Origin of the sequence: Treponema maltophilum ATCC 51939 (assembly GCF_000413055.1) — a bacterium.
In the GTDB taxonomy this organism is placed as follows: domain Bacteria; phylum Spirochaetota; class Spirochaetia; order Treponematales; family Treponemataceae; genus Treponema_C; species Treponema_C maltophilum.
Genome location: NZ_KE332518.1, coordinates 260663 through 273526, shown reverse-complemented (window position 1 = coordinate 273526; position 12864 = coordinate 260663). Strand labels below are relative to the sequence as shown.

The following is a 12864-nucleotide window of genomic DNA, read 5'->3' as shown; positions in this document are numbered from 1 at the left end:
TGACATATTGTGATATTCTGGAAACAATAAAAGCTTTAATATAATAAAAAACTTTTTAAAGACTCTCGTAGATACTGATTAGGAGGAAAAATGAAATTACAAATCGCTGTGGATATTACCGACACTGCAAGGATTTTAGAGATCGCAAAGGGAATTTATGATATAATTGATATCTTTGAAATAGGTACTCCTGCTATCATAAAAGAAGGTCTATCCCCTGTACGAAAACTAAAAGAAAAATACCCTGATTTATGTGTATTGGCTGACAGCAAAATAGTCGATGGCGGTAAAATTGAAGCACAAAATATATGTGAAAGCGGAGCCGATATCATGACAGTATTAGCCTTTGCAGACAATACAACTATTGCAGAGGTAGTGGAAACTGCACATGCATACGGCCGCAAAGTACTGGCTGATTTAATTTGTATAAAAAATATACGAGGGCGTTCGGCTGAGTTAATAGACTTAGGAATTGATTATATAGGGGTACACACAGGTGTCGATATGCAAAAAAGCGGACGAACCCCTATAGGAGATCTGCATGAATTACTTGCTTCTGTTCCGCGAAACATGGTAGCCGTAGCAGGAGGAATCGGAATTAAAACACTCCATTCTTATGTGATACAAAAACCGGAGATTATCATTGCGGGGAGTGCTTTATATAGTGCCCCGGATATCCGTACAGCCGTTCTTAATATGAAGGAGGCCATGAAATGAAAAATGAAAAGGAAATTCTATTTTCTATTTTAGAAGAATTAAAAACGACTTTCTCTGCACTAAAATGGGAACAGCTGACTTCATTAAAGGATCATATTTTAAAATCAGATAAGATTTTTGTAGCTGGTGCGGGACGTTCGTTGTTAATGATTCGGGCTTTTGCCATGCGTTTAATGCATATGGGACTCACTACCTATGTTGTAGGAGAAACAGTCACTCCTGCAATAACAAAAAAAGATTTATTAATTATCGCATCGGGGAGCGGGAAAACAGAAACACTTGTGGCTATTGCAGGAAAATGTAGAAAAATTGGAGCAACTTTAGCTCTGATTACGGCTATTCCCGATTCTCCTATCGGAACTATTGCGGATATTATCATTCATATCCCCGCTGCAACGACAAAAAATGATAAGAGTGTAAAGTCTTCTATTCAGCTCGGTTCCGCTACTTTTGAACAAAGCGTCTTATTAACCGGCGACACGATCATTCTTTCCATTGCTGATAAATATTCTCTAGAAGACAGTAATAAAAAACTTATGATAAGGCATGCCAATTTGGAATAATATCAATAGTCTTCTACTCTGTAAGTATTGTATTAGTAATATTGATATACACTTAAATAATGTTGACAGCCTAAATTTTCCATGGTAGAATTATTTTAATGATCACAGTTGCATTCGTAATTATTAAAAATTAGGCAAAGACTTTTATAAGGAGGTTTCTAATGAAAAGATTTATTACAATCTTCGCAGTCTTATCAATGGGTGTGTGTATTTTTGCTGGCGGAAAGGGAGAAAAGGCTGATTACACAATGGTTACTATTCCTAAATTAAAATCGGCATGGTTTGAACCTTATGATGCTGATGCAAGAAAAGCGGGCAAAGAATTTAATACAGAAGTTTATATGCAAGCACCGGCTGCTGCGGACGAAGCACAACAAGTAAGAATTATTGAGGATGCCATTAATCAGGGAGTCAATGCGGTTCTTGTTGTCCCCAATGATGCTAATTCATGTATACCGGCATTTAAGCGTGCCAGAGAAAAGGGAATCGTTGTCCTTACTCATGAGTCACCGAATCAACCGGAAGCAGATTTTGACATAGAGATGATTGATAACGTTAAATTCGGAGAGCGGATGCTTGAAGAGATGGTTAAAATATCGGGAACGAGTGGAAAATACGCAATTTATGTAGGATCTCTGACCGTACCGGCTCATAATATTTGGGCAGATGCAGCAATCACTCTCGCGAAAAAGAAATATCCAAACTTGATTATGGTGGATAGTAAATTTCCCGTTTCTGAAGATAGAAATGCCGCCCGCCAAAAAACACTGGAACTATTGACGGTATACCCTGATCTCAAAGCTATTTTGGCATTCGGAAGTCAAGGAGCCCCTGGGGCAGGTCAAGCCATACGTGAAAAAGGGCTCAATGATAAAATATGTGTCATCGGAACAACCAGCCCTCTTGAAATCGCGCCTTTCTTAAAAGATGGGTCAGTTGATATGGCCGTTCTCTGGTCATCCGGTGATGCTTCGTATGCAATGGTCTATATTGCGAAAATGATTCTTGATGGTAAACGAGCCGAGATTAAAAATGGTTTAGAAATCCCAGGTTTAGGAACACCCGTAATCAAGGGGATGAATATTTTATTTAATAATCCGTTGATTGTTGATAAAAATAACTGTGACAAGTACAATTTTTAGCTTTGACTGTAGATAAGATAAATACGTAGGGCTGTTTGACTAAATTTCAAATGCCCCTACGTATACCATTTATATGACTTCGAAATTTAGCTGGAAAGAAATACAGAGTTTTGGTTTGACAACAAGACAAGATATTAAAACGGGTTCAGTATGTCTTTGCTTTAATATTATAATAATTAAGCGGAATGATAAATGGATTTCATTAAAATAGAAAATGTATATAAAGGCTTTGACGGTGTGCAGGCATTAGAAAACGTTTCATTTTCCGTTGAACTGGGAGAAGTTCACGGATTAGTCGGTGAAAACGGATCCGGAAAATCTACATTAATGAAGATTATAGCAGGGGTACTGCGCGCAGACACCGGTAAAATTACAATACATGGGCAGGTTGTGCACTCTTACGGACCGCTGTCAGGAATGCTATATGGCATCAGTGTAATTTATCAGGATCTATCTCTTTTCCCTAATTTAAATGTTTTAGAAAACATTTCTCTTTGTGCACAGATTGCAAAACGTAAAAAACTTTATTCAAATCATCAGAATATTATACAAATAAAAAATATTTTGGAAATGCTGGATGCAGATATTAATTTATATGATTTAGTAGAAGAATTACCGATCGCAAAACAACAGCTGGTTGCAATCGCTCGAGCGTTAAATAATGAGGCGAAACTTCTAATCTTTGATGAACCGACAACAGCTCTTACGAGAGAAGAGATAAACAATCTATTCTCTATTATTCATAAGCTTAAACAACAAAATACAGCTGTTATTTTTATTAGCCATAAACTTGATGAAATTATGGAAATCTGTGATAAAATTTCCGTTTTACGCGACGGTAAACTTATCGCTACTCGCAACAAAAATCTTCTCTCAATACCTGAAATTGAAAAACTTATGGTTGGACAAGCGCTTATATATACAAAAAATTCAGATAAAGATATAAAACCGAATACTCCCATAGTTTTGGAAGTAAAAAATCTTTGCAAAAAAAATAATTTTAAAAATATAAATTTTGTATTGCGAAAAAAAGAAATCTTAGGTATTACCGGTTTATTGGGGTCAGGCAGAACTGAATTAGCTACAGCCTTGTTCGGGATTGCTCCATCTGATTCGGGACAAATTATTATTGATAACCAACCCGTTTGTATAAAAAATGTACAACAAGCAGTAAAGAATGGTATAGCATATGTCCCCGAAGACCGATTAACGCAAGGATTAATCATGAATTACTCCCAGCGAGAAAATATCAGTATTGCTATGCTAAAAAATTTTAAAGCTTCAAACGGTTTAATCGATGAAAAAAAAATTACACTCACAGCTGATAAGTGGATAAAGACGCTAAAAGTTAAAACAGATTCGATGTACAAAACGGTAAAAACTCTTTCAGGTGGGAATCAGCAGAAAATAGTCTTAGGGAAATGGTTGGAAATGCACCCAAAAGTGCTTATACTCGATGGCCCCACCGTTGGAGTAGATATCGGGGCAAAAGCCGGTTTGTTTAGAACTATTAACGAAATGGTAGAAGCAACCGGAATGTCCGTTATTCTTATTTCCGATGAAATAAGGGAAATAACTGCAAATTGTCATACCGTTTTAATATTACAAAACGGATGCATACGTCATAGGTTAGAAAGGTCAGAAGAAATAAATGAGAGCTATATACAGAGCCTGTTAGAAAACCAAAAACGAAACAGTATGAAAGGTTATAAAACATGAATAAAATTCAAGTAATTCTAAAAAAACGCGAAACAACTTTGTTTATTATAATTTTAGCGTTAGTAGTTTTCGTTTCATTACGTGTACCAAGCTTTTTTACGTATGAGAATATTTGTAATGTATTAAAATCTTATACGGTTGTTGGGATTTTCTCTTTAGGAGTTCTTTTGGTTATTATCAGTGGCGGATTTGATGTTTCCTTCACTGCAATCGCACAAGTAAGTGAATATATAGTAGTCTGGCTACTTCTAAAACATATACAAGGAAATTTAGTTGTTGCTTTTTTTTTAGCCATAATAGCTGGAACGCTGCTGGGATTATTCAATGGATTCTTAATAGACCATTATAAAATGCCTGCAATTATTATAACAATTTCCACTCAAAATCTTTTTTACGGTATCTTATATGTTATTACAAAGGGGAAGCTTTTATACGAGATTCCTTCATATTTGTGGCCGCTAAGTAATGCAAAAATACTCCCGGCAATAGCAGAGAATGGCTCAACGTACGGGTTAAGTACAGTAACCGTATTATGGCTCGGCTTATCAATTTTTCTTGCTTTTATACTCCGCAAAACAGTTATAGGGAAAAGCGTTTATCTTATAGGAGGTAACGCGGTAGCCGCAGAACGAGTCGGTATTAATATCCGAAAGACAATATTATTCGTTTATGGTCTTGCCGGTGCAATTGCAGGTATTGCTGCAATTGCTCATGTGTCAATTGTACAAACTGTTATTCCCAATTCAATTGTCGGAACAGAAATGGCTGTAATAGCAGCCGTTGTGTTGGGAGGAGCTTCGATTACGGGGGGAAAAGGATCTGTATTGGGAACATTTCTTGGAGTTCTGCTTTTCGCAATTCTCAGCAACAGTTTAACATTACTGAGGATTTCTTCATATTGGTATAATGTTTTCACTGGAGCAATCATTTTATTAAGTATCGCAGTAAATGCACTTCAAGAATTGGCTCAAGAGCGCAGAAAAATCCGTGTAAAAGTAGACTAATGTTTAGGACAAATTTTATGAGAAAAAATAACTTTTTTAGGAATTTATGTTCGGAAGAATATTTTTCGCTTATTATTACATTTGTTGTGCTTTTCATCCTAATGGGAATAATCAATGGCAAAAAATTTATATCACTTAATAATATAAGCGCAATGACATATCAAATGCCCATGATTGCTTTGCTCGCAATTGGGATGATGGTATCTGAATTATCGGGTGGTATAAATTTATCTATCGTTGCAAATGCAAATTTTAACGGAATAATGTTATACCTACTTTTAAATAAAGCAACACAAGGACATATGGCTGAAGCAACCGGAATGCAGCTGGGTATAGCAATTATTATCGGATTCGCAATATGTATTTGTATAGGCTTTTGTAATGGAATTATGATTGCAAAACTGAAAATTCCCGCTATTTTGGTAACATTAGGAATGATGACTCTTCTACAAGGTTTTAGCCTTGTTATCACAGAAGGCTATACTATATCAGGGTTCCCTTCTGCTCTCACCTTTATAGGAAACGGGAAAATAATCGGTATACCAACCTCCCTTCTTTTATTATTAATCATTATTTTTATTTCGCACTTTATTTTAAACCGAACTGTTTTCGGCAAACAGCTATACATGACAGGTGCAAACAGTATAGCTGCAAAATATTCTAATATCGACATAGACAAAATTATTATATGGGAATATATCTTCTCCGCAAGTTTTGCCTTCTTTTGTTGCTTAATTATGATAGGGCAAATGAATTCCGTGAAGGCAAATTATTATGATTCATACCTATTAATAGCCGTCCTCGCCAGCTTCTTAGGAGGCGTAAATCCTAACGGAGGATTTGGAAAATTAACAGGGACTGTTCTGGCGTCCATGATTTTACAAGTTATTTCCACAGGATTTAATTTAATGAGAATGGATCCCTTCGTAGTAACAGCAACATGGGGAGCAATAATTATTTTAGTGCTATTTGGAAAAGAAATCGTAAATAAAATATTCGTACGCAGCGCTTAAAACGCGAAGAAGTGCCCGTTCCGAATATCGTCGGGCTTTCGCTGAACGACACTTTGCTGCAAATGAGCCGCAGCAAAATCATCTTTAACTTTACCGCGCAGCTTCCGGCTGAAGGGCAGGAAGCGGGAACGGTTGTATCGCAAAAACAAAGCGGAAATCGGCAAACCCTTCCTGCCTATTCGCGCGTAGACGCCGTTATCGCGATTCCCGATTCTCCGAAAGGGAACCTTGTATACGGCCTCTTGGATGAAAGGCTTCCGCCCTACCCCTACGCTCTTCCCGTCGAACTGAAAGCGGAAACACCGGAAGGCAACGCGTACAGCATTGTCGCCCTGCAGCATACCGGCAACCGCCTGACGATTCCTTATGCCGTCCCGCACAATACGCGCCTCATTCTTACCGTTTCCGGCAACGAAATACGGCGCTTTACCGTGGAATAATCAGCCTTTGCTTATCTTCGGCAAAAGAATCATGCCGGCGGTAAAGACGATCAAAACGGCTGCCCACGAAGCAATCGGATTCATAAAGATGCCGCCGATGATAAAGCCGGCCAAAGAACAGGCCGCTACAAAGAGTGCATAAGGCAATTGCGTTGCAACGTGTTCCAAATGCGGACAGGCGGCGCCCGTCGAAGACAAAATCGTCGTATCGGAAATGGGCGATGCATGATCGCCGAAAACGGCACCTCCCAGCACGGCAGAAACGCAGATAAACACGGCGTTCAAAGCGGCGCCTCCGGTTAATCCGGCATCGCCGACAAGCCCGACGGCAATCGGCATAACAAGCGGAATCATAATGCCGAACGTTCCCCAGCTAGTGCCGGTTGCAAACGCGATAAGCGCCGACAGCACGAACACGATACCGGGTATAATCCACAGCGGAAAGCCGCTTCCGACAACCGTTTCCGAAAGGTAGCGCCCCAGCCCCAACCCGCCGTCCGCAGGCGAAGAGCGTATGACCGTTCCGATCGACCATGCCATTGTCAAAATAATAAGAGCCGGCACCATCGATTTTATACCGTCGCGGACGGCTTCGCTCGCTTCTTTTAAATTCATAAGGCGGCGCACAAGATAGTAAATATACGTAAAAAGCAGCGTAAAAATAATGGCGTAAAACAGCGCATACGAAGAATCGGTGTTGTTAAAAGCGTCGCGTAAACTCATCGACGAAGCGGCTTGCGCCAAATTCGTAATCGATTCGCCGTCTACGGCATTGATCCACGACACAATCGGGAAAAAGGCGACGGCAAAAACGATGAGCAGTAAAATGGGAACCAACATATCCGCCGGCTTTGCCCGCGTAACATTTTCGTCACGCAAATCGCCGGAAATAACGCCGTATACTTTTTCATTCCACAGCACGCCGGTTTCTTTTGCCAAAGTTTCCGACCGTTTCATCGGACCGAAATCGCGCTTAAAAAAGATAACCACAAGCACCATGAGAAGCGTCGTCAGCGCGTACAGATTATACGGAACGGCGCGGATAAAAAATTCAAAATCGCTTATGCCCAATTTATCGAAGCCTTCGGCGTTGCGCACAATCGACATAACCGTAACGACCCAACTCGATACGGGAGCCAAAATGCACACGGGAGCGGCCGTCGAATCCAAAATATACGCAAGCTTTGCGCGGGCAACCCTGTTTTTATCGTTTATAGGCCGCATAACCGTTCCGACCGTCAGCGAGTTAAAATAGTCGTCGATAAACACAATCAGACCGAATATAAAGGTCGCAAACTGCGAGGCGGTGCCGCTTTTCAGTTTTTTGGACATCCATACGCCGAACGCTTGCGCCGCACCCGTTTTGGACAACATACCGACCAAGGCACCGAGCAGGCCGCAAAATAAAAAAATGCGGATATTCCAGCCGTCGGCCAAAGAACCGGCAAGTAAATCACTCACGTTCATTAAAGCCGCCGCGGGATTTCCTCCGGCAACGATAAGGCAGCCGGAAACGATTCCCAAAAACAGCGACACGATAACGTCTTTTGTAATAAAGGCGAGCGCAATTGTTAAAACGGGCGGTATGATCCCCCACATGCCGAAATGTTCCATAAACCGAAAACCTCCTCGTAAAGGCTTTTACAAAAATAAAAAGTGGTGTAATATTAGCATATATTCAATATTTTATACAGTATGTACAAGGGGTGCGTACATGAAGGCGCCGAAAATATGCCTGTGCTTAACCGGTTCAACATTGGCCGAAGATTTGGCCATTTTAAATAAATACCGGCAATGGATCGATATGGCCGAACTCAGAGCCGATTATTTGAGCGACGATGAACGATTGTATATACGGCGCTTCCCCGAAATGGCCGGAATGCCGATTATCCTGACCATACGGCGCTTTATCGACGGCGGGACTTACCGCGGGGGAGAAGCGGCGCGCACGGCTCTTATGGCGCGAGGTCTTGCGTTCGCGTCCCAAAATGCGCAAAAGAATTTCGCCTACATAGATTTGGAAGAAGACTTGGACGTACCGAGCATTCAGGATGCCGCCCTCGCCTTCGGAACACGGGTTATCCGCAGTTTTCACAATATGCACTCCGCAGTGGAAAACCTTCCGGCTAAAATGGCGGCCATACGCAAAACAGGTTTTGAAATCCCGAAAGTCGCCTGCATGCCGCAACACTTGTCCGAGCTTTCAAGGCTGTTTAAAGAGTGCGCCGGCTTGGATTATGAACACATTGTTTGCACCATGGGCGCATACAGCATTCCGTCGCGGATATTGGCCGAACGTACCGGCTCTTTTTTAACCTACTGTTCTCCGCCGTCTCCGGATGCCTCTTTGGCAAAACTCGGCCATGTGGATCCGGTCGGATTGAACAAAACCTACAACTTCCGTTCCATCGACGATAAAACCGAACTCTTCGGCATAACCGGTTATCCGCTGGCGCACACGTCGAGCCCCGAAATACATAATGCAGGCTACCGCAAGCACGGCATGAATGCGGTTTATATTCCGATAAAGTCCGAAACAATCGACGAAGCGCTCGAATTTGCCGAAACAATCGGCATGCGGGGACTTTCGGTAACCGTTCCGCATAAAGAGCGGGTTTTGCCTCTGTTGCAATCGGTGTCGGAAAAGGCGGCGAAGGTCGGCGCATGCAATACGGTTGTGCGCAAAGAAAACGGCTGGGCCGGCTACAACACCGATATCGAAGGTTTAAAAAAAGCGCTGTTGGAATTTATCGGTACGAAAAATCTGCACGGCAAAAAAGTCGCAATCATCGGAGCGGGCGGAGCCGCAAAAGCCGCAGCTTACGTCGTATGGGAATTGAAAGGAAAAGGCTGTGTTTTCAACCGAACGCTCGCATCGGCACGTTCTCTTGCCGAAAAATACGGTTTTGCGTATTCGGGTTTGAGCATGAACGACCAAAAAAAACTCGAAGAATATTCGCACCTTATCATTCAAACGACACCGGTCGGAATGGGCGCAAAAGAAGAGGATGAAGGAGCCGACCCCATTGAATTTTACGGATTCGGCGGTACGGAACAAGTGTACGACATCATTTATTATCCGGAAAAAACGCCGCTTTTGTGCCGCGCCGAAAAAGCCGGCTGCCGCATCCAAAACGGATATTCGATGCTCATCTATCAAGCGGAAAAACAATTTGAATTATTTACGGGAGAAAAATATGGATAAAAACATCGGTAACGGCGCGACAAAAACCGTGCAAAAAGGCGGTTTGTCGCAAAAAGAACAAAAAGAACTTGTCGGGAAAACGGCGGTCGACCGCTTGATGGAAAAAGGACTTATCCGATCCGGTATGAAAATCGGCTTGGGAACCGGCTCGACCGCAATCGTTGCCGTGCGCCGCCTTGCCGAACTTTTGCACGGCGGAGCGCTGAGCGGCATAAAAGCCGTCGTTACGAGTTTTCAAACCGGCATCGCCTGCGAAGAATACGGCATTCCCGTTTTTACGCTGAACAGCAAAGAAATCGGCGGTACGCTCGACCTTGCAATCGACGGCGCCGACGAAATCGACCCGGAAAACAATTTGATAAAGGGCGGCGGCGCCGCACACGTACAGGAAAAAATTGTCGAATACAATTCAAAACGCTTGGTTATCATTGCCGACGAAAGCAAACTCGTACCGCATTTGGGAACGCGCTTTCCGCTTCCGGTGGAAATTATCGCCGCCGCACGCTTTCCCGTTATCCGCGAAATGCAAAAACTGGGCGCATCCTGCGTTTTACGCACCTGTTCGGGAAAAGACGGGCCGGTTATTACGGACAACGGCAACCAAATCCTCGACTGCACGTGGCCACTACTCGCCGACGGCAGTTCGCCGGTAGTCCCTTCAAAAATGGAAGATAAGGTAAACAAAATTACCGGCGTCGTCGAAAACGGCTTTTTTACGAAAAACCGCCCGCTCGTCTTCGTCGCCCGCGCCGACGGCACCGTGGAGGAACGGCCTTAAAGACTTCCCTGCTTGATCTTTTTGTTCATATATTTATTCAGCAACATGCAAACGAGAATGGATACGGCGCACTGCACCAAAACCGTTCCGGGATTATCTACCGCAAAGGGCGTCCACCAGTTTTTAGACCACTGCATGGACTGGCCGAGCCACCACGCGATAATCACGCACAAAAAGAACGGATAGATGATTATGCACCAATCGTACCACCGGCCTATTTTAAAGTCGCTGGTCGGATTTATGCATGTTTCGCGGAACTTTTTAATGCCGAAGCGGTATACCGCAAGCGCATAAAACAAACCGCACACGAGCAGCCCTATTCCCCACACCCAATCCTGATTATTGAAAATACGGTTGTCGATTGCCGACGGAAGGCCGAAAACAAAGCATGCCGCCATAATAACGCACACGGCTTTTTTGCGCGACCAGCCGAAATCGATAAAGTTTTTTACAATAACTTCGGTTTGCGGCAAAAGAGACGTCAGAGCGGATAAAGAAAGGGCTATGAAAAATAAGGCCGCAACTATCGTGCCGCCCTGAATCGAGTTAAACAACTTGGTAAGGCAAATAAAGGTTAAGCCGACATTCCCCTGCTTTAAGGCATCCAAGGCGGCCGCATCCGACGCCGAAAAAGCGAAGACTGCGGGAAGCACGACCAAGGCCGAAAGCATGGCCCCCACAATATCGCTTCCCGTAATTAAAAAGCCGTTCAGCGTAATGTCTTCGTTCTTTTTCATATAGTTCGCGTAGGTGAGCATCATGCCCCAGCCGGCTCCCGAAGACCATGCAGCCTGCGTATACGCATTGAGCCATATGGACGGCAATTTCAAATTGCTCCACGAAGGCATAAACAAATAGCGTAAGCCGACCGAAGCCCCCGGCTTCGACAAAACGCTGAAAACGCAATACAGCAAACACAAAAAAAGGAGAGGAATAAGATATTTTCCGGCTTTTTCAATCCCCTTGTTTACCCCGCGGAATAAAATAAATCCGACGGGAATCAGCGCGATTATTTGAAAAATAACCGCTTCTTTGGGATTGTGGATAAAGGTTTCCCACAACTGCTCGGTATCCTGAACGTGGCGCAAAGTACCGTTTAAAGCGTATACCAAATAACGCAAAGCCCATGCAAGAACGATAACATAATAAAACGTAATGGCGGCGCATACAAAACCGATCCACAATCCCTGCCATGTACGTTTTTCTCCGGCAAAGATTTTGAAGGTTCCGACGGTTCCCAGTTTTGTCTGCTTACCTATCGCCAGTTCGGTGATAATAAGCGGTACAACCCAGGTTATATTCGCAATAAGATAGGCGATTAAAAAACTGCCGCCGCCGTTAATTCCGGCAACGCGCGGAAACCGCCACATATTGCCGGTACCGACGGCCATGCCGACACCGGCCATAATGAACCCTAAACGGGAAGTCCACTGTTCTCGTTCTTGCATAGTTCGTTCCTATAAGCTTTTTGATTTTTTTATACAAGCATCCATAGCTTCAATTACGGAGCTTCTGAACCCGTCGCGCTCCAAAACTCTTACCGCTTCAATCGTCGTGCCGGCCGGCGAACACACCATGTCTTTCAGGTCGCCCGGATGCTTTCCCGTTTCCAGTACCATTTTTGCGCTTCCGAGAACCGCCTGTGCGGCAAAGGTGTAGGCCGAAGAACGCGGAATTCCTCCCATAACGGCGGCATCCGCCATCGCTTCTATGAGCATAAAGACATAAGCAGGAGAGCTGCCGGCGACGGCGACAACCGCATCCATCATATATTCGGCGACCGTTTCCGTTTTTCCGAAACTGTCGAACAAGGTGCGCACGCTTTTTAATTCGTCTTCGCTTACCGTTTCGCTGCGGCACAAAGCCGTCATACCCTCGCCGACCAGGGCGGGCGTATTCGGCATAGTGCGCACGATTTTTACCGCTTTACCGAACAGGGACTCCAGCTTGGCAAGCGTTTGTCCGGGAGCAATCGTAACGATAAGGTGATTTTGCGTAACCTTGTCTTTTATGCCCTTGATGACGTCCGCATAAAACTGCGGTTTAACGGCAAGCACGACGGTGTCGGCAAAAGCGACAATTTCGTCGGCGCTTGCAAGCGCTTTAATGCCCAGTTCTTTTTGAGCGGCTTCCGATGCGCTTTTATACACGTCAAAGGCCGCAACATCCTGCGCGGCAAGCACTTTTCCTTTTAAAATTCCGGAAATCATAGCTTTTGCCATATTTCCGCAACCGATAAATCCCAATTTCATAGTAAAACTCCTGCAAGTAACGTGTATTGTA

12 protein-coding genes are annotated in these 12864 nt (G+C 43.4%); 9 read left to right on the top strand and 3 right to left on the bottom strand.

Annotation, left to right across the window (positions count from 1 at the left end):
• Nucleotides 1-90: 90 nt before the first annotated feature.
• From hxlA to HMPREF9194_RS01210, 7 genes are all read left to right on the top strand, one after another.
• The gene (hxlA, locus tag HMPREF9194_RS01240; protein ID WP_016524544.1) at nt 91-717 is read left to right on the top strand and encodes a 3-hexulose-6-phosphate synthase; all 627 of its coding nucleotides are present in this window, start codon (nt 91-93) and stop codon (nt 715-717) included.
• Nucleotides 714-1280 (top strand): 6-phospho-3-hexuloisomerase, encoded by a 567-nt coding sequence (gene hxlB / locus HMPREF9194_RS01235; protein WP_016524543.1) that lies wholly within the window; start codon nt 714-716, stop codon nt 1278-1280. The genes hxlA and hxlB overlap by 4 nt, the downstream gene beginning before the upstream one ends.
• 161 nt (nt 1281-1441) lie before the next feature.
• Nucleotides 1442-2422: an autoinducer 2 ABC transporter substrate-binding protein gene (locus tag HMPREF9194_RS01230; RefSeq protein ID WP_016524542.1), complete on the top strand. Its 981-nt coding sequence runs from the start codon at nt 1442-1444 to the stop codon at nt 2420-2422.
• Nucleotides 2423-2614: 192 nt separating this feature from the next.
• On the top strand, nt 2615-4141 hold the full coding sequence (locus HMPREF9194_RS01225) for a sugar ABC transporter ATP-binding protein (protein WP_016524541.1): 1527 nt from the start codon (nt 2615-2617) through the stop codon (nt 4139-4141).
• Nucleotides 4138-5145: an ABC transporter permease gene (locus tag HMPREF9194_RS01220; protein WP_016524540.1), complete on the top strand. Its 1008-nt coding sequence runs from the start codon at nt 4138-4140 to the stop codon at nt 5143-5145. The genes HMPREF9194_RS01225 and HMPREF9194_RS01220 overlap by 4 nt, the downstream gene beginning before the upstream one ends.
• A 17-nt stretch (nt 5146-5162) precedes the next feature.
• A complete protein-coding gene (locus HMPREF9194_RS01215; RefSeq protein WP_016524539.1) occupies nt 5163-6158 on the top strand; it encodes an ABC transporter permease in 996 nt (331 codons plus the stop codon).
• 11 nt (nt 6159-6169) lie between these two features.
• Entirely contained in the window at nt 6170-6598 is a 429-nt protein-coding gene (locus tag HMPREF9194_RS01210) for a hypothetical protein (protein WP_016524538.1), read from the top strand.
• Here the strand turns inward: HMPREF9194_RS01210 and HMPREF9194_RS01205 are convergent, their stop codons facing one another.
• Nucleotides 6599-8212 carry a Na+/H+ antiporter NhaC family protein gene (locus HMPREF9194_RS01205; RefSeq protein WP_016524537.1) on the bottom strand — a complete coding sequence of 538 codons (1614 nt, stop codon included), beginning with the start codon at nt 8210-8212 and terminating at the stop codon, nt 6599-6601.
• Between the two features lie 100 nt (nt 8213-8312).
• Between HMPREF9194_RS01205 and aroE the strand changes: the two genes are divergently transcribed.
• Together aroE and rpiA are read left to right on the top strand one after the other, a co-directional pair.
• Nucleotides 8313-9803: a shikimate dehydrogenase gene (gene aroE / locus HMPREF9194_RS01200; protein ID WP_016524536.1), complete on the top strand. Its 1491-nt coding sequence runs from the start codon at nt 8313-8315 to the stop codon at nt 9801-9803.
• A complete protein-coding gene (gene rpiA, locus HMPREF9194_RS01195; RefSeq protein WP_016524535.1) occupies nt 9796-10581 on the top strand; it encodes a ribose-5-phosphate isomerase RpiA in 786 nt (261 codons plus the stop codon). The genes aroE and rpiA overlap by 8 nt, the downstream gene beginning before the upstream one ends.
• On the opposite strand, the gene HMPREF9194_RS01190 is transcribed toward rpiA, so the two are convergent.
• Together HMPREF9194_RS01190 and proC are read right to left on the bottom strand one after the other, a co-directional pair.
• Complete coding sequence (locus HMPREF9194_RS01190) at nt 10578-12029, bottom strand: sodium-dependent transporter (RefSeq protein ID WP_016524534.1); 1452 nt, start codon at nt 12027-12029, stop codon at nt 10578-10580. The two genes, rpiA and HMPREF9194_RS01190, sit on opposite strands and share 4 nt — an antisense overlap.
• Nucleotides 12030-12038: 9 nt before the next feature.
• Complete coding sequence (gene proC / locus HMPREF9194_RS01185) at nt 12039-12833, bottom strand: pyrroline-5-carboxylate reductase (protein ID WP_016524533.1); 795 nt, start codon at nt 12831-12833, stop codon at nt 12039-12041.
• Nucleotides 12834-12864 lie beyond the last annotated feature (31 nt).